The 21,769-nt window shown below is 60.1% G+C and carries 18 protein-coding genes; 12 read left to right on the top strand and 6 right to left on the bottom strand.

Translation table 11 applies throughout. The annotated features are described in order from the left end of the window. Positions 1-27: 27 nt before the first annotated feature. Positions 28-516 (bottom strand): MarR family winged helix-turn-helix transcriptional regulator, encoded by a 489-nt coding sequence (locus tag NAT23_RS07250; RefSeq protein ID WP_251926827.1) that lies wholly within the window; start codon positions 514-516, stop codon positions 28-30. A 94-nt stretch (positions 517-610) separates the two neighbouring features. Here NAT23_RS07250 and NAT23_RS07245 point away from each other — a divergent pair, with 94 nt between their 5' ends. The 3 genes from NAT23_RS07245 (at position 611) to NAT23_RS07235 (ending at position 3,267) form a co-directional block, all read left to right on the top strand. Further along, complete coding sequence (locus NAT23_RS07245; RefSeq protein ID WP_251926825.1) at positions 611-1,447, top strand: p-hydroxycinnamoyl CoA hydratase/lyase; 837 nt, start codon at positions 611-613, stop codon at positions 1,445-1,447. Positions 1,448-1,510: 63 nt separating this feature from the next. Continuing rightward, entirely contained in the window at positions 1,511-2,959 is a 1,449-nt protein-coding gene (locus tag NAT23_RS07240) for an aldehyde dehydrogenase (RefSeq protein WP_251926824.1), read from the top strand. 98 nt (positions 2,960-3,057) lie between these two features. Continuing rightward, positions 3,058-3,267, top strand: a complete 210-nt coding sequence (locus NAT23_RS07235; protein WP_251926822.1) for a hypothetical protein — start codon at positions 3,058-3,060, stop codon at positions 3,265-3,267. A 362-nt stretch (positions 3,268-3,629) separates the two neighbouring features. Here NAT23_RS07235 and NAT23_RS07230 read toward each other — a convergent pair whose 3' ends face one another. Next, complete coding sequence (locus tag NAT23_RS07230) at positions 3,630-5,789, bottom strand: CHASE domain-containing protein (protein WP_251926820.1); 2,160 nt, start codon at positions 5,787-5,789, stop codon at positions 3,630-3,632. A 228-nt stretch (positions 5,790-6,017) separates the two neighbouring features. Here NAT23_RS07230 and NAT23_RS07225 point away from each other — a divergent pair, with 228 nt between their 5' ends. Next, positions 6,018-8,201: a sensor domain-containing phosphodiesterase gene (locus tag NAT23_RS07225; RefSeq protein WP_251926818.1), complete on the top strand. Its 2,184-nt coding sequence runs from the start codon at positions 6,018-6,020 to the stop codon at positions 8,199-8,201. A gap of 8 nt (positions 8,202-8,209) precedes the next feature. On the opposite strand, the gene NAT23_RS07220 is transcribed toward NAT23_RS07225, so the two are convergent. Further along, positions 8,210-9,172: a helix-turn-helix domain-containing protein gene (locus NAT23_RS07220; protein WP_251926817.1), complete on the bottom strand. Its 963-nt coding sequence runs from the start codon at positions 9,170-9,172 to the stop codon at positions 8,210-8,212. Between the two features lie 186 nt (positions 9,173-9,358). On the opposite strand from NAT23_RS07220, the gene NAT23_RS07215 reads away from it, so the two are divergent. From NAT23_RS07215 to eat, 3 genes are all read left to right on the top strand, one after another. Further along, positions 9,359-10,765: an ethanolamine ammonia-lyase subunit EutB gene (locus tag NAT23_RS07215; RefSeq protein WP_251926815.1), complete on the top strand. Its 1,407-nt coding sequence runs from the start codon at positions 9,359-9,361 to the stop codon at positions 10,763-10,765. Then, positions 10,765-11,709, top strand: a complete 945-nt coding sequence (gene eutC / locus NAT23_RS07210) for an ethanolamine ammonia-lyase subunit EutC (RefSeq protein WP_251926813.1) — start codon at positions 10,765-10,767, stop codon at positions 11,707-11,709. The genes NAT23_RS07215 and eutC overlap by 1 nt, the downstream gene beginning before the upstream one ends. Before the next feature lie 144 nt (positions 11,710-11,853). After that, positions 11,854-13,257 (top strand): ethanolamine permease, encoded by a 1,404-nt coding sequence (gene eat, locus NAT23_RS07205; RefSeq protein ID WP_251926811.1) that lies wholly within the window; start codon positions 11,854-11,856, stop codon positions 13,255-13,257. Between the two features lie 75 nt (positions 13,258-13,332). Here the strand turns inward: eat and NAT23_RS07200 are convergent, their stop codons facing one another. Beyond that, on the bottom strand, positions 13,333-13,605 hold the full coding sequence (locus NAT23_RS07200) for a DUF2845 domain-containing protein (RefSeq protein WP_251926806.1): 273 nt from the start codon (positions 13,603-13,605) through the stop codon (positions 13,333-13,335). A gap of 259 nt (positions 13,606-13,864) precedes the next feature. Here NAT23_RS07200 and NAT23_RS07195 point away from each other — a divergent pair, with 259 nt between their 5' ends. Both NAT23_RS07195 and NAT23_RS07190 read left to right on the top strand, forming a co-directional pair. After that, a complete protein-coding gene (locus NAT23_RS07195; protein WP_251926805.1) occupies positions 13,865-15,985 on the top strand; it encodes a TonB-dependent siderophore receptor in 2,121 nt (706 codons plus the stop codon). A gap of 332 nt (positions 15,986-16,317) precedes the next feature. Then, entirely contained in the window at positions 16,318-17,073 is a 756-nt protein-coding gene (locus NAT23_RS07190; protein ID WP_251926804.1) for a metal-binding protein ZinT, read from the top strand. An 86-nt stretch (positions 17,074-17,159) separates the two neighbouring features. Here NAT23_RS07190 and NAT23_RS07185 read toward each other — a convergent pair whose 3' ends face one another. Both NAT23_RS07185 and NAT23_RS07180 read right to left on the bottom strand, forming a co-directional pair. Next, a complete protein-coding gene (locus NAT23_RS07185; RefSeq protein WP_251926803.1) occupies positions 17,160-18,317 on the bottom strand; it encodes an NAD-dependent formate dehydrogenase in 1,158 nt (385 codons plus the stop codon). A gap of 148 nt (positions 18,318-18,465) precedes the next feature. Next, positions 18,466-19,353, bottom strand: a complete 888-nt coding sequence (locus NAT23_RS07180; RefSeq protein ID WP_251926801.1) for a LysR substrate-binding domain-containing protein — start codon at positions 19,351-19,353, stop codon at positions 18,466-18,468. Positions 19,354-19,530: 177 nt separating this feature from the next. On the opposite strand from NAT23_RS07180, the gene NAT23_RS07175 reads away from it, so the two are divergent. From NAT23_RS07175 to NAT23_RS07170, 3 genes are all read left to right on the top strand, one after another. Further along, the gene (locus NAT23_RS07175) at positions 19,531-19,671 is read left to right on the top strand and encodes a hypothetical protein (protein WP_251926799.1); all 141 of its coding nucleotides are present in this window, start codon (positions 19,531-19,533) and stop codon (positions 19,669-19,671) included. Between the two features lie 104 nt (positions 19,672-19,775). Then, on the top strand, positions 19,776-19,979 hold the full coding sequence (locus NAT23_RS14805; protein ID WP_350028321.1) for a PAAR domain-containing protein: 204 nt from the start codon (positions 19,776-19,778) through the stop codon (positions 19,977-19,979). A 129-nt stretch (positions 19,980-20,108) separates the two neighbouring features. After that, positions 20,109-21,146: a hypothetical protein gene (locus NAT23_RS07170; RefSeq protein WP_251926798.1), complete on the top strand. Its 1,038-nt coding sequence runs from the start codon at positions 20,109-20,111 to the stop codon at positions 21,144-21,146. The last annotated feature ends 623 nt before the right edge of the window (positions 21,147-21,769 follow it).

Below are 21,769 nucleotides of genomic sequence, written 5' to 3'. Positions count from 1 at the left end.
TGGCCCGGTCGCCGTAATGAGCCTTGTTCATTCAGGCTCGATCAATCCTGCCCCCAATGCCTTGAGTGACGCCTTTAGCTGGCGCTGAAACGCGGTGCGCTGGTCTGTGCTCATATCTTCAAGCATACATTCCTCGAGCGCGATGACAGCGCTGTCGCATGCGCCGAGAACGCGCTGGCCCTTGTCGGTCATGCTGATCTGGATCAGACGGCCGTGATTCGGGTCCGGCCGTCGCTCGACCAGCCCTTTCGATTCCATGGACTTCACCATCTCGTTGGCCGCCTGGGGCGACACCAGCGATTTTTCGGCAAGCTTTGCGTTCGAAAGTGGGCTTCTCCGCGCCAGCACGGAAAGCGCCGTGTACTGCTGCATGGTTACGCCCAGTGGCTGAACGGCCTCGCTGATATGGCGTCTGAGGGCGCGGTCGAGCCGCCCGATCAGATACGCCACCCGGGTTGGGGGAGGGCCATCTGCAGGACGATCATCGGCTGTACATTGGTCGAATGTGTCGGTCATGGGCGGTTTTTCCTCTTTGCAAGCGCAGAATAGCGCATTATGATGAATCAAGAGAGTATCAACTTACTTGATATTATATGGAAGGGACAATCGCATGAGCGACTACACCAATCGTTGGAAAACCGTTTCCGTCTCGGTCGAGGACGGCATCGCCTGGGTCACGTTGAACCGGCCTGAAAAACGTAACGCCATGAGCCCGACACTCAACCGGGAAATGATCGATGTTCTTGAGACAGTCGAGCTCGATCAGGACGCAAAGGTCCTGGTACTGACCGGGGCCGGCGAGTCGTTCTCTGCCGGTATGGACCTCAAGGAGTATTTCCGCGAAATCGACGCAAGCCCTGAAATCGTGCAGGTCAAGGTGCGCCGTGACGCGTCGACCTGGCAGTGGAAGCTTCTGCGTAACTACGCCAAACCCACCATCGCCATGGTCAATGGCTGGTGCTTTGGCGGCGCGTTTTCACCGCTGGTGGCCTGTGACCTTGCGATTGCGTCCGATGATGCGGTGTTTGGCCTGTCGGAAATCAACTGGGGTATCCCGCCGGGCAACCTGGTCAGCAAGGCCATGGCGGATACGGTCGGTCACCGCAAGGCCCTCTATTACATCATGACCGGTGAAACCTTTACCGGCCGCGAAGCGGCGGATATGGGGTTGATCAATCAGAGCGTGTCGCTTGATGAGCTTCGCGAGACCACCCGCAAGCTTGCCATGACCCTGCGCGACAAGAACCCGGTTGTGCTGCGCGCGGCCAAGGTCGGCTTCAAGCTGTCGCGTGAGCTGACGTGGGAGCAAAACGAAGAGTATCTCTACGCCAAGCTCGATCAGGCCCAGTTGATTGACCCCGAGCATGGTCGCGAGCAGGGCATGAAGCAGTTCCTCGATGAAAAGAGCATCAAGCCGGGGCTTCAAAGCTACCGCCGCACCGAGTGATCGCGTCATCGTACGGCCCGGTGGGGCGTTTGATTTTCAAGGTAAGGTGAAGGAGTGATCGGTATGAACATCGAATTATCGATTGGGGGCGTCTCGCGGCCTGCCAGTGATAACAGCACGTTCGAGCGCAGAAATCCCTTCGATGGCCAGGTGGCCACTCGGGCCGCCTCGGCAACGCCTGAAGACGCCACCGCCGCCGCCGATGCCGCTCAGAAGGCATTTGCGAGCTGGTCCCGAACCGGGCCGGGGGAGCGTCGGGCCCGGCTTTTGAAAGCTGCGGATGTGATGGAGGCGCATCAGGCGCGTTTCATCGAGCTCATGGTCAGTGAAACCGGCGCCACGCCCGGCTGGGCCGGCTTCAACGTCGCGATTGCCGCCGGCATGTTGCGTGAGGCGGCAGGGCTTACGACGCAGGTCGGTGGCGAAGTCATCCCCTCGAACGTGCCTGATAATCTGGCAATGGGCGTTCGCGTGCCCTGCGGCGTGGTGCTGGGTATCGCGCCCTGGAACGCGCCGATCATTCTCGGTACCCGCGCCATTGCCACGCCGCTTGCCTGTGGCAACACCGTCATCTTGAAGGCGTCCGAGCAGTGTCCGGCGACGCACCACCTGATCGGTGAGGTGTTGATCGAGGCCGGTTTCGATCAAGGCGAGGTCAACGTCATTACGCATGCCCCCGAGCGCGCAAGTGAGGTGGTCGATGCGCTGATCGGTCATTCGGGCGTTCGGCGCATCAACTTCACTGGCTCGACGGGCGTTGGGCGGATCATTGCCGAGAAGGCCGCGCAGCGTCTGAAACCTGCCCTTCTGGAGCTCGGCGGCAAGGCCCCGTTTCTGGTGCTCGATGATGCCGATCTCGAGGCGGCCGTCGAGGCTGCTGCCTTCGGGGCGTTTTTCAATCAGGGTCAGATCTGCATGTCCACCGAGCGATTGATCGTTGATGCCGCCGTGGCTGATGCGTTTGTCGAGAAGCTGGCCGACAAGGCGCGCACGCTCAAGGCCGGTGATCCGAAGGATGATGCCAATGCGCTCGGCACGCTGATTGACGCCGCTTCCGGCGAAAAGCTCAATGCGCTGATTGACGATGCGCTCGCTCATGGCGCGACGCTCGTGTGCGGGGGCAAGGCCGAGGGTGTTGTAATGCAGCCGACCGTGATCGATGGTGTGACCTCGCGTATGCGACTCTATCGCGAAGAGTCGTTTGGGCCATTGGTTGCAATGATGCGGGTCGACGGCGAGGACGAGGCGCTCGATGTCGCCAATGACAGCGAGTATGGCCTTTCGGCGGCAGTGTTCAGCCGAGACAGCGCCCGAGCCATGCGGGTCGCGCAGCGGGTCCAGTCCGGTATCTGCCACATCAATGCACCGACCGTACACGATGAGCCCCAGATGCCGTTCGGGGGCGTGAAAGACAGCGGCTACGGACGATTTGGTGGCAAGGCCGGCATCGAGGCCTTTACCGAACTGCGCTGGATGACCATGCAGCTCGGGCCACGGCACTACCCGATCTGATCGGTGCGACGCGGCCTGTCGGTGAGGCCTTTTGTAGTTGGCGTTTCAGGGCATGAATAGCCACACTGGGTCGTGCCTAAACCCAAGGAGAGGAACCGATGGCCGCTCGTTTTGAAGTGTTTGAACACGCAACCGCTCATGTTCAGGGCTCGCCCAACCGGGACAAGAATCAGACGGCGGACGACATGCCGCTTGAAAGCTTTCGGATCTATGATCACGAGCAGCAACAATACGCCAGCGATGAGTATGAAATTCGCGATGAGGCCGAGGAAGACTGCGCACGCATGAATGCCGAGGCCACCTCGTAAATCAGGCGACGCGTGCGTAGTTCGCCATGACCATGGTTTGCCGGGCGGCGCTGCCTCGCGCGCAGAATCGCCCATAAAAAATGCCCCGCGTTAGCGTTAACGCGGGGCATTACTGCATTGATGACATCCCTTTTTACTCTACCCATCCTGGGCGTTGACTTCCTGTCACAGCTCATTCGGTGTCGGGCCACACCAAAATGATGACCTCCTGTCGGGGGCACATCCTGTACATATTCGTTCCCTGAATGACGACGTCCTGTCAGTACCAGCGTCCTACGTAAGTATTATCTAAATGTAGGAAAAGGTTTCTATTTGGTTTTTTATATTAGATTTGTCAATTAAATGAAAAAGCCATTACTGAATCAGGCGGGCCTGTGTGGCGTCGATGACGCCGAAAGCGGCACATCGACCCAGAACGTTGACCCCTGACCTTCCCGCGATGAAAAGCCCACCGCGCCGTCCATGCGTTCGGCAAGCTCGCGCGTGATGGCAAGCCCGAGCCCGGTGCCAACCCGCTCGCGGGTTGTCGACGTATCGGCCTGAGAGAACTTCTGGAAAATGTAGGGGTGAAACTCTTTGGGAATGCCCTTGCCCTGGTCAATGATTTCGATTCTGGCGCGAACCGATGTCTGTGGGCTTGGCATGGCATTGACGACGACCGTACCGTGTTCCGGGGAAAACTTGATTGCATTGGACAACAGGTTGCTGAGGATCTGCTGGAACCTGAGCTCGTCAACGTCAACCCGGAGTCCTTCCGGCGCGGCGTACTCGACCGAGACGCTGAATTTCTCGGCGTAGCCCTGGTTGGCGCTGATGCTTTTTTGAATCAGCCCGGCAACCGAGTGTGATTCGATGGAAAACGTCATCTTGCCCGCCACCAGCTTGTCCATGTCGAGCAGGTCATTGATCAACAGGCCCAAACGATCACAGTTGGTCTTGGCGACGTCCAGCATGGCCTGCATCGGGGCTGGCGCCTCACCCAGAGCACCGCCGGTAATCAGCCCGAGCGAGCCCGAGATCGAGGTCAGTGGCGTTCGAAGTTCATGACTTACGGTGGAGACAAAGTTGTTTTTCATCGCCTCGACCCGTTTGGTTTCACTCAGGTCGGTATTCGCACCACTGATAACCTGTGCCTTGCCGTCACTGCCGCGTTCGATCACACCGCGCACCATGAAGGGAATACAGTGGCCATCGCGGTGCTTTAACGTAAGTTCAAACGCGAATTCAGTCTCGTCGGATTTGATCAGCGTCTTCAGGGTTTCGAACACGCGGGCCTCTTCTTTTTCGGGCAACCGCGCCTTGAAGGCGTCGACCGTATTCGATTGATGTTCGGGCGCGTAGCCGAGCTGTCGCCACCAGCGGTCGGAGCAGAAAAGCGCTTCGGTACTGAAGTCATACTCCCACCAGCCGTCGTTACTGCCGGCCAGTACTCGCTCCTGTTTTTCCTTGATGCGCAGGAGCTCCTGTTGGTGCACGTTGAGCTCGGCCGTCATGTCGGCCGCCAGCTCTTCGGCCCGCCGCTTGCGGTGAAGGATCGTGGTCATCGTCAGGAAAATGGCGGTAGCCAGTACGAATGTAACGAAAACGATGATTAAAATCGGAAGTGAGTTGATCTGGTTTTCGAAGTCCGGCGTGCTGTAGAAGCTGATCGTCCAGGTGCGGCCGAAAAATTCCAGATAGACGTGGCCCTGATTCTTGAGCTCGCCCGACGCCTTGGCTTCCTTGGAAAACGAACTGAACATGAGAGCCGTGTCGGACGGTGTCATGCCATCATGAATTTCGAAGCCGACCAGTGACTCATCCCGAAGGCCCACCCCTTTCATTAAATCGCCCATGCGGTAGGGGCTATAGACGAAGCCCCGCAGGGCCTTCCAGCGCTCTTCGGGGCTTGAGGTGGTAAACCCTTTTTCAAAGACCGGGGCGTAGATCAGCATGCCGGCCTGAACGTCGGCGTCTGTTTCCTGCAGGAGCGTAACGCGACTCGACATGGCGGCAGCGCCATGGTTCACCGCGCGCTGCATGGCCTCGGCCCGAGTCGACTGAGACATCATGTCATAGCCGAATGCTGCCAGATTGCGCCCGCTGAACGGTTCCAGATACAGGATGGAGGTATAAAGCGGCCGATCGCCCTTTGGGTGGACCGAAAAGCTTCGAAACCCCTCGTCACGCACCGTGGCCTCAAAGGACGCCAGATCGTTTGGCTCGATGACCTTGCTGTACCCAAGCCCAAGAATGCCTGCGTAATTCCGGTCGAGCTCGAGGTTGCTGTAGTAGTCGCGCCACTCCTCACGGGTCAGCGTTTCGCTGTTGCGTACAAAGCCGCGGGCGCCCTTGAGGATCAATTCGTGGTCGCGCATGCGGTCACTCATGACCGTCATGATCTCGCTTTTGATGGTATCGAGCGTCGCGGCCTGATGGTCCTGCTGCTGTTGATAGACCCAGTACGCTACAAACAGGCCGATCAGCACGGTGGCAAGAGCGCACGTGGCCGGCAGAAACGTGTATCGATTGAGTGTTTTCATGATTAAAGGCATCTCATTGCCCCTGGATGACCGCGTGATATTGGATAAATAACGCCTGTTTCGGCGGGGGCTTTAGTGGGGAGAGCGTCCGTGTACCCGGCGGTCATTCATCGTTGACAATCGAGGCCGATGACACGGTTCATGCCTGTTTTTGAGATCCATCCTTCATTAACGCCGCTCATGTGTCGTTAACACCAGCATTCACTCGTTCAACGAAAAGGCGATCCGGTGTCCTGCCCACTTCCTCCACCAGATGACGAACCGCGACGGCTCAAGGTGCTCGCCGAGTACAATCTTCTCAATACGGCGCCGGAAGAGAACTTTGATCGCCTTGTGGCATTGACGTCGCGCATGTTCAACGTGCCGATTGTGCTCATTTCGTTGATCGGAAAGGATGAGCAGTTTTTCAAGGCCAAGGTCGGGCTCGATGTGTGCCAGACCGATCGGTCGTCCTCGTTTTGCGTCCACGCCATCGAACAGGATGGCGTCATGGTCGTCCCGGATGCCCTGGAGGATCCGCGCTTTTGTACCAATCGGCTGGTGCTTGGCCCGCCGTATATCCGCTTCTATGCCGGTAAGCCACTGTGCGCGCCGGGCGGTGAAAAGCTCGGCACGATCTGTCTGATTGACCAGGAGCCGCACCATGAGTTTTCCGCTGCCGACGAGCGAAACCTGGCTGACATAGCTGCGCTGATCATGAGTCGGCTCGAGGTACGAAGGCTCGAGCACTTGAAACGCATTAATGAAGCGCGGTTCAACAACGTGGCGGCGTCTTCGCCCGACGCCATCCTGTTTTTCGACGCCCGCGGCATCATTCAGTACTGGAACGGCGCCGCCGAACGTATCTTCGGCTACCGCGCAGACGAAGTGGTCGGAAGGCCCGGCCATGTGCTGGTGCCCAACAGTTGGCGTGCACGCTATGAGCAGCGCATCGCCGCACTCGAGGGCGGTAATGCCTGGCGGCTGCCCAAAAAGCCCATTGAACTTCCCGGGCTCAAGAAAAACGGCCGAGAGTTTGCCGCCGAATTTTCACTGTCGGTGTGGCATGAGGGCGACACGCTCAGTATCGGCGCGATCGTGCGCGACATCACCGAACGCAAGTTGAACGAACAGCGGCTTTACCATCTGGCGTCCACGGACCCGTTGACGAATCTGTATAACCGCGGTTATTGGCGCCAGGCGCTGGATGAACAACTCGAGCGTGCCTGCCGCGCCACTGTCCTCATGATGGATCTCGATGGCTTCAAGGCCATCAACGATACCTTCGGCCATTCAGCGGGCGACGACGTGCTCAAGGGCGTGGCGCTGCGTCTGCGTGCCCTCTGCGATGACACAATGGACATCGCCCGCTTCGGCGGCGATGAGTTCGTGATCTCGATGCCGGGCAATGATGTGACCAAGGCGGTGCAACTGGGCAATGCCATCATCTCGGAGCTTTCAGAACCTTACGCGCTGTCCGGCGGGCGGCGCGGCGATATCGGCGTCAGTGTCGGTATTGCCCGCGCACCCAAGCACGGGTCGAACTCCGGGCAGCTACTGGGTGCCGCCGATCTGGCGCTCTACCGCGCCAAGGAAAACGGCAAGGGCGGCTGCGTGGTGTTCGAGCCTGCCTTTCAGGACGTGGCCCAGGCGCGAAAGGCGTTTGAAAAAGAGCTCAATCACGCCTTCAAGAACGGTGAGTTCGAGATCTACTATCAGCCGCAATTTGCCACCCGGGATGGCCGCCTTACCGGCGCCGAGGCCCTGATTCGCTGGAACCATCCGGAGCGAGGGCTCTTGAGCCCGGACGAATTCATCGGGGTGCTTGGCAAGAAGCCCTCGGCCAACGCCGTGGGCGAGTGGATCATTCGCACCGCCTGCGAGCAGATCGCGCGATGGCGAAAGACCTTTCCAGCGCTTCGCATCGGCGTGAATCTGTTCGACTCGCAGCTTCGAACGCCGAGGCTATTGACGGTCGTGACCCGGATACTGGCCGAATTCAACCTGCCACCTTCGGCGCTTGAGCTCGAACTGGTTGAAAGTACGCTCCTTCGAAGCGACAGCCTCACGCTCAAGCTATTGAACGACCTGCGCGCTGTCGGCATCGGGCTTGCCTTCGATGATTATGGAACGGGCTACGCCTCGCTGAGCATGCTCAAGGAATACCCGGTTACCCGCTTAAAGATCGACCGCACCTTCGTCAAGGACATGACGAATAGCCAGGCCGACGCCGCAGTGATCAAGGCCGTGCTGTATCTCGGGCGAAATTTCGGGCTCGACGTGATCGCCGAAGGGGTGGAAACCCCGGCCCAGATGGCCTTTCTCGAGCAGAACGGGTGTCTGGAAGCACAGGGGTATCTCTACGGCGCCCCGATGCAAGCTGAGGCGTTCGAGCAGCTGTTTTTGAGAGACAAGACGGTATCCATGCCATAAGCCGGTTTTTAAGACTCTTGGCGTTCGTGGCTCGAGTGACGCTCGCGCGTTGCCGACGGGGTCTCGCCGAACAGCGCCTTGTAGTCGCGGGCGAACTGGCTCAGGTGGTAAAAGCCCCAGGCGTTGGCGGCCTCGCTCACTGACGCCGCCTCCGGTGCGGACAGATGACGCCGTACCCGGTTGAGGCGCGCAAGCCTCAAGAACTGGATCGGGCTGATGCCGAGCACGCTTTCAAAGCTGTAGCGCAGGGTACGGGGGCTTACGTGGGCAATGGCGCAAAGCTCATCCAGGGTGACCGGCAGCGCGGCGTTTTGATTCAGGTGCGCGCGCACGCGCTCGACCGCCTTGCGCCGGCGCGCATGACTGGGTGGGCGTTCGGCGCTTGGGCGTGCGTCCCTCAAAATGGGCTCGAGCGCAAGCGTCAGAATATCCTGGTGTATTTTGATTTCGAGCCGGTCTGCGGGCATGGCGAGCAGCCGCTCGATCACGAAGGTGACGGCCTGGCGATGCGGTGGCGCAAGCCACAGCCGCTCGGTGCCTGCGTGGGCTACACGCTCGGTGTTCTCGTCTGCCAGTCCGGTCAGCGCCGACCGGCTGACTACCAGCCCATAGATGCCGAAGTCGTCCGGCGTGAGCAGTTCGAAGTCGCAGCCACCGGGGCGGCATAGAATCTCGTGCTCACCGCTTGGCTGACCATTGATGCGACAGCCCCGTTTGCCCATCGGGATACCGAGCCAGAGTGAGTCTGGCCAAACCATGCATTTTTGATCCAGCGCGTGGCTGGTGTATTCCCGGAACACCTGCATTCTGGGCAGGTGAATTTCATCGAGGCGCCCGTGAAAGGTGCCCGGGCTCAACTGATCGTATTGCTGTGACCAGTCGGTCAGGTTGCGGGCGTGTTCGTTGGCGTCCCACGCCTCACTCACGCACTTGCGTGGTGCAGGGCGCGCGTGCGGCCGTACTGATGTCATGAGTGTGCGCTCCTGCCCGCCGGCAAAAGCCAGGCCTTGAGCGGGCTGTATTGTTATTGGTGTTGCGCGTGTCGCTCTTGCCGAAACACGATAACGCCGAATCGCTTTACCTGACTATCCTCTAATCAAGGCGTGTGGCGTCATGGCCGACGGCTGGCCGCCCGCGCCGCTTACGAGGAGACGATCATGGCCGGACCCTATCATTACACCCTTGGCGACCGACGCTATCGCTTCGAGTGCCTTGCCGAGCTCATGGCCAAGGCAACGCCGGCCCGCTCCGGCGACCGCCTGGCAGGTGTTGCTGCCGAGACCGCCGAGGAGCGGGTAGTGGCGCAGATGGCGCTGTCAGAGCTTTCGCTGACCACCTTTCTCGACGACCCCCTGATTCCCTATGAACGCGATGAGATCACGCGGCTGATCATCGACACCCATGATGCCCACGCCTTCGCGCCGATCCGGCATCTGACGGTCGGCGATTTTCGAAACTGGCTCTTGAGTGATCTGGCAACGCCTGAACGGCTTGCCCAGGTGCGCGCCGGCATTACCCCGGAAATGGCCGCGGCGGTGAGCAAGATCATGCGCAATCAGGATCTGATTCTGGTGGCGAAGAAGTGCCGGGTGGTGACCGCCTTTCGTGACACCATTGGCCTTGAAGGGCGGCTTTCGACGCGACTTCAACCCAATCACCCAACGGATGACGCCACCGGCATTGCCGCCAGCATTCTCGACGGGCTGATGTACGGCAATGGCGATGCGGTGATCGGCATCAATCCGGCCACCGACAACGTCGCCCAGAGCGTCCGGCTGATGACCCTGATGGACGAGGTGATCCAGAAATACCAGATTCCGACCCAGTCCTGCGTACTCACTCATGTGACCAACACACTTGAGGCGATCGAGCAGGGCGCCCCGGTGGATCTGGTGTTTCAGTCGATCGGTGGCACCCAGGCCACCAATGAAAGCTTCGGCTTCGATCTGGCAACGCTTGCCGAGGCCCGAGATGCGGCGCTGAGCCTGAAGCGCGGCACGGTGGGCGACAACGTCATGTACTTTGAAACCGGCCAGGGCAGTTCGCTGTCGGCCAACGCCAATCACGGGCTCGATCAGCAGACCTGTGAAGCGCGTGCCTACGCGGTCGCGCGTCATTTCAAGCCGCTTCTGGTCAATACCGTGGTTGGGTTCATCGGCCCGGAGTACCTGTTCAACGGCAAGGAGATCATTCGCGCCGGCCTCGAGGATCATTTCTGCGGCAAGCTGCTTGGCGTGCCGATGGGCTGTGACATCTGCTACACCAACCACGCCGACGCCGACCAGAACGACATGGATAACCTGCTGACGCTGCTTGGAACGGCCGGATGCAACTTCATCATGGGCATTCCGGGCTCGGATGACATCATGCTCAATTACCAGACCACCTCGTTCCACGACGCGCTGTATCTGCGCCGCGCGCTCGATCTGGCGCCGGCGCCGGAGTTCGCGCAGTGGCTCGAGGCGATGGCGATCTTCGATGATGTTCGCCACTACCGGCCAAGCAGCGCGCTGCCCAAGGCGTTTTCCAAGACGCTTGCCCAACTGCCTGAAGGAGGTGCGTGATGGCCGATCAATCCTCGCCCGACAATCGATCCTCATTCGACAGTCACTCCTCAACTGACAGTCAGTCTTCAACCAACAGTCAGCCCTCAACGGACAGTCAAGCCTCGACCGAGAATCACCCGCCGGCCGACGACCATCCGTCGAACATCGTGACCGACAACCCCTGGCAACAGCTTCGCCAGTTCACCGATGCCCGTATTGGCCTCGGCCGGGCCGGCATCAGCCTGCCAACCGAGCATCTGCTCGAGTTCCAGCTGGCCCACGCCCGCGCCCAGGACGCCGTTCATTTGCCGCTGGATATCGAGACGCTCTGCGACGACCTCGGTGAGCTGGCGCTCGACGCGCCCATCGCGCGGCTTCATAGCCAGGCGACGGACCGGCTGACCTATCTTCAGCGCCCGGACTGGGGGCGCAGGCTTGATGACGATGCGCGGGAGCGGCTGACGCAGTCCGGTGGCAGCGCTCGATCCTCGGTGGATCTGGCCATCGCGGTGGTCGATGGGCTTTCCTCGTTCGCGATCCAACAAAACGCAGTGGCGTTTCTGAAGACGCTGCTCCCGAAACTTGCCGAGGGGGAGACGCCCTGGTCACTGGCGCCGCTGTCGGTGGTCGAGCAGGGGCGGGTGGCGATCGGGGATGAAATCGGCGAATGCCTCAACGCCCGCGCGGTGCTGGTACTGATCGGTGAGCGCCCGGGGCTCAGCTCGCCCGATAGCCTCGGGCTGTACTTTACCTGGGCGCCGGAGGTTGGCCTTACCGACGCGCGGCGCAACTGCATCTCGAACGTCCGCCCGGCCGGGCTCTCGTTCGAGGACGCCAGCCGACGGCTGATGGCGCTGCTCAAGGAAGCGCGGGAAAAAGAGCTTTCAGGGGTCAAGCTCAAGGACCGCTCCGAAGACGACGTCATCGAGCAGGGCGGCGCCCGCAACTTCCTGACCTCGTAACAATGAGCCTCGTAAGCGGCCGGTCTTTTAAGCCCGGCCCTGTAAGCAACGCAAGGCCTTGAACGACGAGCCACCTTGCGGCGGGCAAGCACATCACGCCTGCCGCCCAACACCTGCCTACAACAACAATCGATAGGTGCCTGCATGAACGATTCAACGCTTGATTCCGACTACCTCGCCAAACGCCAGCTTAAAAAGGGCAGCGCCGGCTGGCTTTTGCTGGCGGGGCTTGGGGTCTCCTACGTCATTTCCGGTGATTTCGCCGGCTGGAATTTCGGCATCGCCGAGGCCGGCTGGGGCGGATTCGCGATCGCGGCGGCCCTGATGGGGCTGATGTATTTCGCACTCGTGCTCTCGCTTGCCGAAATGTCGGCGGCGATCCCGGCCGCCGGCGGGGGCTACAGCTTTGCCCGCCAGGCCATGGGGCCGACCGGCGGCTATCTGACCGGTCTCTCTGTGTTGATCGAGTACGCGCTGGCGCCCGCGGCCATCGTCATCTTCATCGGCGCGGCCGTGGAGGAGCTTCTCGGCGTCAACGGGCCGCTGGTCTATGCGCTTTTTTACGCGGTGTTCATCGGCATTCATCTTGCCGGTGTCGGTGAGGCGCTGAAGGTGATGATGGTGATCAGCGCCCTGGCAGTGTTCGCGATTCTGGCAACCGCGCTTGCGCTCTTTGGTGCCTTCGATGCGAGCCGCCTGTTTGACATTGCCCCGACCGATGCCGCGGGCGCCAGCGCATTTCTGCCGTTTGGCTGGTACGGCGTATGGGCGGCGCTGCCGTTCGGGATGTGGCTCTTTCTGGCGGTCGAAGGCGTGCCGCTGGCGGCGGAGGAGGCCAAGAACCCGGCCCGCGACGTACCACGGGGCATCATCGCCGCCATGCTCTTTCTGCTGGTGACGGCGGTACTGGTGGTCGTGCTTCTGGCTGGCGCCGCCGGGGCGGAGGTCATCGGGGCCAGTGGCGTACCGCTGGTCGAGGCCCTGAATATTGCCGGGCATTCGACCCTTGCAACCGTCGTTAACGTGCTGGGCCTTGCCGGGCTGATCGCGTCGTTTTTCTCGATCATCTACGGCTACAGCCGGTTGGTGTTTGCGCTTTCCCGGGCAGGGTATCTGCCGAAAATACTGTCGCTGACCAGCCGCCGCAAGGCGCCGACCTGGGCGCTGGTGGTGCCCGGTGTGCTCGGGTTTCTGGCCTCGCTCAGCGGTGAGGGCGACCTGATTCTTGCGATGGCGGTGGTCGGGGCGACGGTCTCGTACGCGCTGATGGCGCTGAGCCACATCCTGCTTCGCGTGAAGCGCTCCGAGCTTGCCCGTCCATACCGAACGCCCGGTGGGGTCGTGACGTCTTCGGTGGCGCTGGTGCTGTCACTGGTTGCGCTTTCCGGCGTGTACGCCTTCGATCCGCGGGCGTTTTTCTACACCCTGGGCCTGTTCGTGCTGGGGACCGCGTATTACGTTCTTTACAGCCGACATCATCTGGTGGCCAAAAGCGCCGATGAGGAATTTGCGCTGGTGGCCGACGCCGAGAGCAGTCTGGAGTCGTAGCGCTCACCCTAAGTGCGACCTGGTTCGAGCGCCCTGCATCGCAGGGCGTTTTCGCGCTTGGGCATTTCGCGCGCGCTAGGGCCCGGCGTCAACGTCGATTTCGACCAGGCTGTCGTTGATGAAGCGCAGGTAGTAACGCGCGCCGTGATCTGGCCCGTACACCCAGCGCTCGACGTTGACCGCGCCGGGGGCATCGGCCGCCGGGGAAATCCGTTTCGACGCCGGTGGCCCGCACTTGCGGGCAACGTCCACGGTCAGATCCCCTTCGGTGACCAGATCACTGCTACAGCGCATGGCCTGCGCATCACATGTGAAAAGCAACAGTGCGATCATGGCGTAACGCGGCATGGCAGGCTCCACGGCGGTGTCTTTGAGGTGGGTAATAATGGGGGGGCACGCGAAGAAAACGGTACCCCCAGCTACAGCAATACACCCGATTACAGCAGCACGGCCATTCAGCGCGCTAGAGTAGAGGTGTGCGTTACTGCGAATACGAATTTTTATCATAATCATTGACTATAAATAAGCGGGTTCCCAGAATCGGCGCGGCCAATTCGAATAAAAGCGCATGCCGGAGCCAGGGCATGCCAGAACACAGGGAACCTTCATGATCACCAACATTTCACCGGGTGGGCGTACCGGCGCGGTCTTTGTTACCTCGTCGCAGCGTGCACGCGTTTCCGCACTTGGCGCCACATTCGCAGCCCTGGTGCTGAGCGGCCCTGCGCTTGCCGAGCGCGGCGAGACCGTGACGGTTGAATCCAGTGCGTTGCAGCAAAGCCCCATTGGAACCGATGGCTCGATCATCGCTGATCGAACCACCACCGGCAGCAAGACCGACACCGCGCTTCTGAACCTTTCCAGCACCGTCTCGGTGGTGACCGAGGAGGAAATCGCCCAGCGCAAGGCGCAAGATCTGGAGCAGGTGCTTGGCTATACCGCCGGGGTATCGGTGGGGCAGTACGGGTCGGACAACCGCTACGATTACTTCATGATTCGAGGCTTCGATAATACGTCGCTCGGCACGTACCGAGACGGCCTTGCCCACCGCACCGTCAACTTTACCGGCAGCCGGCTCGAGCCCTATGGCTTGCAGCGCATCGATGTATTAAAAGGCTCGACGTCCTCGCTTTTTGGGCTCAACGCTCCGGGCGGCCTGGTCAATGCGATCACCAAGCGCCCGACCGAGTACGCCTTCGGCGAGGTCTACACCACCCTGGGTGACGGCCACCAAGAGACCGGGGCCGATGTAGGTGGGCCGATCAATGCCGATGGCACCTGGCGGTACCGACTCACGGCCAAATGGCAGGAGGCTGACCGGGGGGCACGGCACACCGAGGATGACCGGCTCTACCTTGCCCCGGCACTGACCTGGGCGCCGAGCGCGCAGACGTCACTGACGTTTCTGGCCGACTTCAACCAGCGCGACAGCAACGCCTCCAACGCGATTCCCTATGGCTCGAACATCGACCCGCAGACGTTTCTGGGGGAGCCCGGCTACGACGCGATGAATACGATCGAGCGCAATCTCGGATTCGATCTTCGCCATGCCTTCGGTAACGGGTTGAGCTTTGATCAGACCGCGCGCTATACCCACACGGATCTAACGCTCGAGTCGGTGTATCTGGGCGCGGCAGACCCGGCGGTCTCCAGGGAGGCCTACGGCATTCTCGGCGAGAGCGATCAATACAACATCGACAGCCGGCTGATCTACGACGCCGAGCTTGGCAACATATCGAGCAAGACGCTGGCGGGCATCGAGTACACGCACACCGACACCACCGAGGCCCAGCGCTATGGAAGCGCCGGCGGTATCGACATTACCCAGCCGCGCTATTGCGGGCGCGCCTGCATCGATCTGGCCGCACCGGTTCGGTTTCATCAGAAACGGGAAGGGCAGGGCTATTACCTGCAAGAGGAGTTGACGTTCGACGAGCGCTGGATTCTGACCCTCGGCGGGCGCTACGACGAGGTCGAGACGCAGTCGCTGTCGTCGGGTACTGCCAGCGAGACTACCGACTACGCCTTCACCAAGCGCGCAGGCCTCACGTACAAGGCCACCGAGTCGCTGTCGCTCTACGCGAACTATTCCGAATCGTTTCAGCCCCCGACCAGCCGGACTCTGCTGGTCGGCCGCGCTGAACCGCAGGAAGGTACGCAGTACGAGGTGGGCATGAAGTACCGCCCCGAGACGCTCAATGCGCTCGTCACCGTGGCGGCGTTCGATCTGACCCAGACCAACGTGGCGACGCAGGTCACGCCGACGCGCTATCGCCAGATTGGCGAGGTGTCGGTTCGAGGGCTCGAGCTCGAGGGCAAGCTAGCGCTTGCCGAGCGGCTCAACCTGATCGCGGCCTATTCCTACTGGGACGCCCGCATCGACCGCGATGGCCTTAGTGGCAACGAGGGCAATCGGCCAGGGCTGGTGCCGCGTCACATGGCCTCGCTCTGGGCCGATTACACCGTGGCGGGGGACGAGCTGACCCTTGGTCTGGGCACGCGCTTTGTCGGCTCGTCCTATTCCGACGACGCCAACACTGTGAAAGCGGCCTCGTATACGCTGGTGGAGGCGCTGGCCCGCTATCGGTTTACGCCACGGGTCGACCTGACGGTCAATGCGCACAACCTGTTTGACCGCGAGTACATCACCGATGTGAATCCGTTCAGTAACAGTGCCTTCTACGGTGAGGGCCGCTCCGTGCTCGGCACACTGCGCTATCACTGGTAGATGCGCCTGCCAGCGCCAGCGCTCGCAGACGCGGGCCGGTGTAAGGGCGTCGGCGACACGGGGTGCATAAGGCATGCCCCGCTCGACGTGCGTAGAGTCAGGGACGTCGCCTAGATAGCGTTGCCCGGCCTTCGAGCCGGGCTTTTTTATGTCTGTTTGTCAGGATCAATGCCGGTCTTTTGGCCGAGTTGGTACGGTCTTTTCCGGGCCATGCCTTGCAGGGTAAGACTGGAACACCATCATGGTGTCCATGGGAAATGATTGCCGTTTTAGGGTCTAAACGTTATGGTATAACATAATTAAATCAACCCGACCGCTCTGGAGCCTGTCATATGACCGCCGGCCTTTCCCGCCATACCGCCGCGCTTGCACTTGGCCTTTTTGCCACCGCCAGCCCCTTCGCCGCATTCGCCGCCGAGCAGTCGCACAATCATGATCAGCCTGCCGATCACGCGCATGCTCATGGTGACCACGACCACGACCACGACCACGACCACGACCACGACCACGACCACGACCACGACCACGACCACGACCACGACCACGCGCGCGACAGCCAGGTGCACAAGGGCTATTTCGACGACGCTCAAGTCAAGGCGCGCACGCTCAAGGATTGGCAGGGCGATTGGCAGTCGGTGTATCCGCTGTTGGAAGACGGCTCGCTTGATGAGGTGTTCGCACAAAAGTCGCACGCGGGCGATAAAGGTGCCGCAGAGTATAAGTCGTATTACCGCACCGGCTATCGCACCGATGTCGAGCGCATCGAGATCGACGGTCAGGATGTGACCTTTCATGCCAATGGCGAGGCCTACACCGGCCATTACGTCGACGATGGCCATGAGATCCTGACCTACGAAGCGGGCAATCGCGGGGTGCGCTATATCTTCGAAAAAGCCTCGGGCGATGTCGAAGCGCCGACGTACATTCAGTTCAGCGATCATGACATTGCCCCCACCGATGCCAGCCACTACCACATTTACATGGGCAGTGACCGTCAGGCGCTGTTGGACAACGTTACCAACTGGCCGACCTACTACCCGGCGGGGCTTAGTGGCGAGCAGGTTGCGCGTGAAATGATGGCGCACTGAGCCGGCACCCGTTTATTTCTGTTTCCCCCCCTCCGACCATGAAACGGCCGCGTGAACACGCGGCCTTGGTAAAGCGTTGATGTCTCTCAGAGCTGATAGGCGTTGGCCCCGGCGCCGGCCAGGGTGCCGGCATCGACGATCAGATACTCCTCGCGAAGCGGGGTGCCCTCGAGGAAATCCTGCAGGATCTCGAGGGTGCCTGCGGCGTAGCGGGTCTGTGCCGACAGTGACGTGCCGGAAATGTGCGGGGTCATCGCGTGGTTGGGCATTCGGCGCCAGGGGTGATCGACCGGGGCCGGCTGCGGGAACCAGACGTCGCCGCCATAGCCTGCCAGTTGCCCCGATTCCAGCGCCTCCACAATCGCCTCCCGGTTGCACAGCGCCCCGCGTGCGGTATTGATCAGATAGGCACCGCGCTTGAATTTCGACAGAAACTCCCGGTCGATAAACCCTTTGGTCGAGGGGTAAAGCGGGGTCTGAACGTTGACGATGTCGCAGTGGCTGACCAGTGACTCGGGGGAGTCATGGTAGGTCAGGTTCAGAGACCGCTCGACGTCTTCTGGCAGCCGGTGCGGGTCGTAGTAGTGCAGCGGCGTGTCGAACGGGTGCATGCGCTTGAGCACCGCAAGGCCGATGCGCCCGGCGCCGAGGGTTCCGAAGTGAAGGCCTTCGATGTCGTAGCTGCGTGACACGCAGTCGGCGATGTTCCAGCCGCCGTTGATCGCGGTCTGATGCGAGGGCACGAAGTTTCGTACCAGCGTCAGCGCCGTCATCATGACGTGCTCGGCAACGCTTATGGAGTTGGAGAAGGTGACTTCGGCCACCGTGACGCCATGCTCGGCCGCGGTCTTGAGGTCGACGTGATCCGATCCGATGCCGGCCGTCAGTGCAAGCTTGAGCCTGGGCGCCTTGGCAAGGCGCTCTGCGGTCAGATAGGCCGGCCAGAACGGCTGCGAGATGACCACATCGGCGTCGCCCAAGTGGCGGTCGAGCACCGAATCGGTGCCGTCCTTGTCGCTGGTCACGATCAGTTCATGGCCATTGGCCTCCGCCCAGGCGCGCAAACCGAGCTCGCCGGAAACGCACCCGATCAGCTCGCCCGGCGAGAAGCCCAACTCCCCCTGGGGCGTGGGGGCTGTCTGGCCGTTGGGGTAGGCGGTGATCTCGGGAATGTCGTCTCGCGCATAACGCGGTGGGTAGCCGGTGACCGGGTCGGGATAAAGCACGCAGATGATTTTTGCCATGTTCTTGGGCTCCTGATGATCGACTGAAATGAGAGTGCGTCACGCGACGAAGCAATCTTCAGCGCCAGCCCGAAATGGATTCAAATCGTTTATTCGGATGATCTGATAAGCGGTCTTTATCTTGAACTCAACCAACTGAAAATACTGATCAAAATTCGATCTCCAGGGTTTTGGTATGGCGCCAGATGGCGTCAGCAACGGCGGGCGGTGTGTCCTGGGCCAGCCGGATCAGACTGATTGTTGCCCGAGGCTGGTCGGCGATGGCGTGCATGCGCACGCTTCCATCCATGAAGTAATCGGGCAGGGCGCTTACGGGCGCGACGGCGTACACCTGAGCGCTTCGAACCTCTTCATACATCAGGCTCGGGGCATTGCTTTCGACCACCACATGCGGCGTCACGCCGGCGTTTTCAAAGCATCTGTCCAGAATGCGGCGGTTCTGCATGTCCTTGGTAAAAAGGCACAGCGGAAGCGCCCCAAGCTCATGCCAGGTGAAGGCATGCTCCGGTGGCAGGCCGGACTGGGCACTGGCGAGCAGAACGAAGCGCTCTTCATAAAGGGGCAGCGCCTCGAAGCCGTGACTGAACCGAGGGTCGACGTAGGCGATCGCCAGATGAAGCTCGCGCGCTTTCAAACGCCTGGCGATATCGCGGGTACTTAGTGACAGAATTTCAACGGTGAGATCCGGCACCGTACGCCGGTATTCGCCGGCAAGGGTCGAGATGGCGCGAAGCGCCGAAGGCACGGCGCCGATGGCAAGGTGGCCGCCGGACACCTGCTGTGCCAGGGCGGCTTCCTGACGTAGCCCGTCGAGGGAGTTCAGGGTCTGTCGCGCCCACACCAGCACCCGCTCCCCTTCACGAGTAAAGCCCTGAAAGCGTCGGTCGCGCTTGATGATGGTGACCTTGAGTTCCTTTTCAAGCTGCAGGATGTCCGCCGAGAGTGCCGGCTGTGATACCCAACACGCCTCCGCCGCGCGGGCGAAATGGCGATGTTCGGCCAGGGAAACAAGGTAGTGAAGTTGTCGTAGGAACATGGTGACCCGAATGTGTTGTTCTTGGGCTCGGTGCGGTTTCATTCACACGTCGTGCCCGCTCTTTTATACCGCATCAACGGCGTTGTTCCAGTGCCACACCGGTGCGTGACGGTTTTTGAGATCGGCAGGGCGCTTTGGCAGTTATGCCAGTGTTGAGCACAGGGCCATGCTGAACTCATGCTCGAAACGCCGGTTACGTTCAGTGGCTGGAAACCGGAAATCGATGGGAAAGAGTGGCTGGTGACCGAAGTCGAAGATTCGCTTAATGATTCAGGGTACGGCACTCGAATGCGGTGCGAGACTGACATGTCGAACTGAGCCAGGCCTTGCCTGAGGCGATGAATTCACAAACCGTTACCGCGCCCATATCAGAACTTGGTTAACCTACGTCCATTACGTTTCTAGTCAAACATGGGGTCGTCATGCAGGATCTGGCAAAACTGGGGGATAAGGTCGCGTGCTCATGCAAGGGTGGGCCGCATTCCATCGTCTCGTCAGGCACATCGGTAATCGATGGTATTCCCGTCGCGCGCGTCGGCGATATGAGCTCCTGTGGCGCGTCGATCGTAGAGGGGCACTCTTGGTTCACCATCGATGGCGCCCCCGCCGCGGTTCACGGCAGCTAGACCTCCTGCGGCGGCAGCGTAATCGCCTCCTCGAGTGCCAACAGCGCGCCACCGCGTACCGCGCAAACCGAATCCGAAGAGCCGGAAGAGGAAGCGCCGAAAAGCGACATTCTGCCTGGCATCACGCTTGTGCGTGAGGCGGGCACTCGCGCACAGGTCAAGCAGCGCATCCTGCCCTCGCCGTCTGCCGAAGTCAGTGCCAAGTTCGACGAATTGAATACCCACCTGCCGGATTACGTACTGCCCGGCACGCTGGTCGTGTTGAGTGACCCTGAAAACACCAGCCAGATGTGTACCCAGCAGGAAGAAGAACTCAGACAGCAAGCGGTACGTGCTCAACAAACCGTACAATGGCTGGAACTCCCTGAAGCGCAGGCGCTGGTCGATCATTACGGACCACTGCGTGACTTTTCCCTGGCTCACAACGATGAAATGTCAGACGGCAGCACCTGGGTCGGGGTTGCCTCTGCAGCGGGCGAACATTTCATGGAAACCGTTCAAAAAGAGCTCGAGCACATCCACAGCGTATATGTCTCGGCGTCAGAAAGAATGTCGGCACGTTTCGAGGCCATGCGACAGTCCGCATTCAAGCGCATCGATGCCGCAGGTGAAGCGTGGACGAACGTTAAGCTCGAGATTGTCGACGATGTCAGTGATCTGAAAGGCAAGATCGGAGTAGCTGGCGGCGTTGCCGTCAGTAAAACGCAAACGGCTCTTAAAAGCTTCATCGATTATGAAATACCCTCTGTATCAGAGGCGATCGGGAAAGCAGGGGTTGTCGTTAAGGGGTTATCGCTGGCGAACTACGCGGCGGTTATAGTGGACTATTACGCAACGGATGCGCGAGTTGCAAAGGCCTGCTCTGAATCCAGAGAGAGTGAGTGTATGCGGGTAACTGTCAAAGAGTATGGGGGATTGATGGGACGGATTGGCGGTGGAACCCTTGGTAGTATTGCAGGCGGAGCAGTCGACGCAAGATATGGGCAAGTTCTTTGCGGCGTCGTTGGAGTGCATCCGGCTGGGCGACTGGTTTGTGGTGCTGCGGTGATCGGTAGTGGCGCATACTTTGGCGGTGCAGCTGGCGGTGACTTCTTAGGCGGCGTTGCTGAACGAGTGTACCTCCAGGTTCAAGATGACGATAAACGGGTAGACAACGCAGATGACTGATGGGCTTTCCATATTCGAAATAATCGGAATGTTATCAAGTGTGGTTGTTGCTATAACGGGTATTCTCGCCTTAATAGTATCGCACTTTACCATCAAGTCAGCGGATCGATTATTCACAGGAAAAACTCATCCAAATAGAGTCTGGTATCCTTTGTGCGCTTGGGGGATGGGTGAGTATGCCCTAGCACTCATAACCTATAAATCAAAGACAACTCGTGAAAAATACCCCTTATATTTTGAAGAGTGGAAGTCAGGAAGCCGAAGATCACGCTGGATCACCGGTATATTGATTGCGATTTACATACCGGGGTTAGTCAGTTTTGCACTTATGGCGATCTGCTACATACTTCAGAAGCTGATTGGGTGAGCCAGCCGCCACACCACCGCATCGACGTTGTGCTGCCAAACCTCCTACGGCGGCAGTGTAATCGCCTTCTCAAGTGCCAAACGCGTACCACACCGACCAAACCATAAGAACCAGAGAATGATCAATAGCTATTGGCGGTCTCAATGACCAAGTGCAACACGTGAGCCATCAGGTACGGTGTTGCCATGAACCACTGCTATCGCCATCTTTCTGCTGAAGACCGGGCCGCCATCATGATGATGCGAGCCACGCATTC

Source organism: Larsenimonas salina (assembly GCF_023736155.1).
Classification (GTDB): domain Bacteria; phylum Pseudomonadota; class Gammaproteobacteria; order Pseudomonadales; family Halomonadaceae; genus Larsenimonas; species Larsenimonas salina.
The sequence above is the reverse complement of the archived record's forward strand: the minus strand, read 5'-3'. Positions and strand labels throughout refer to the sequence as shown.

Bases quoted from the DNA above. Each gene is read 5' to 3' on its own strand.
- NAT23_RS07250 (WP_251926827.1), bottom strand. From the start codon at position 516: ATGACCGACACATTCGACCAATGTACAGCCGATGATCGTCCTGCAGAT.
- NAT23_RS07245 (WP_251926825.1), top strand. From the start codon at position 611: ATGAGCGACTACACCAATCGTTGGAAAACCGTTTCCGTCTCGGTCGAG.
- NAT23_RS07240 (WP_251926824.1), top strand. From the start codon at position 1,511: ATGAACATCGAATTATCGATTGGGGGCGTCTCGCGGCCTGCCAGTGAT.
- NAT23_RS07235 (WP_251926822.1), top strand. From the start codon at position 3,058: ATGGCCGCTCGTTTTGAAGTGTTTGAACACGCAACCGCTCATGTTCAG.
- NAT23_RS07230 (WP_251926820.1), bottom strand. From the start codon at position 5,789: ATGAAAACACTCAATCGATACACGTTTCTGCCGGCCACGTGCGCTCTT.
- NAT23_RS07220 (WP_251926817.1), bottom strand. From the start codon at position 9,172: ATGACATCAGTACGGCCGCACGCGCGCCCTGCACCACGCAAGTGCGTG.
- NAT23_RS07215 (WP_251926815.1), top strand. From the start codon at position 9,359: ATGGCCGGACCCTATCATTACACCCTTGGCGACCGACGCTATCGCTTC.
- eutC (WP_251926813.1), top strand. From the start codon at position 10,765: ATGGCCGATCAATCCTCGCCCGACAATCGATCCTCATTCGACAGTCAC.
- eat (WP_251926811.1), top strand. From the start codon at position 11,854: ATGAACGATTCAACGCTTGATTCCGACTACCTCGCCAAACGCCAGCTT.
- NAT23_RS07200 (WP_251926806.1), bottom strand. From the start codon at position 13,605: ATGCCGCGTTACGCCATGATCGCACTGTTGCTTTTCACATGTGATGCG.
- NAT23_RS07195 (WP_251926805.1), top strand. From the start codon at position 13,865: ATGATCACCAACATTTCACCGGGTGGGCGTACCGGCGCGGTCTTTGTT.
- NAT23_RS07190 (WP_251926804.1), top strand. From the start codon at position 16,318: ATGACCGCCGGCCTTTCCCGCCATACCGCCGCGCTTGCACTTGGCCTT.
- NAT23_RS07185 (WP_251926803.1), bottom strand. From the start codon at position 18,317: ATGGCAAAAATCATCTGCGTGCTTTATCCCGACCCGGTCACCGGCTAC.
- NAT23_RS07180 (WP_251926801.1), bottom strand. From the start codon at position 19,353: ATGTTCCTACGACAACTTCACTACCTTGTTTCCCTGGCCGAACATCGC.
- NAT23_RS07175 (WP_251926799.1), top strand. From the start codon at position 19,531: ATGCTCGAAACGCCGGTTACGTTCAGTGGCTGGAAACCGGAAATCGAT.
- NAT23_RS14805 (WP_350028321.1), top strand. From the start codon at position 19,776: ATGCAGGATCTGGCAAAACTGGGGGATAAGGTCGCGTGCTCATGCAAG.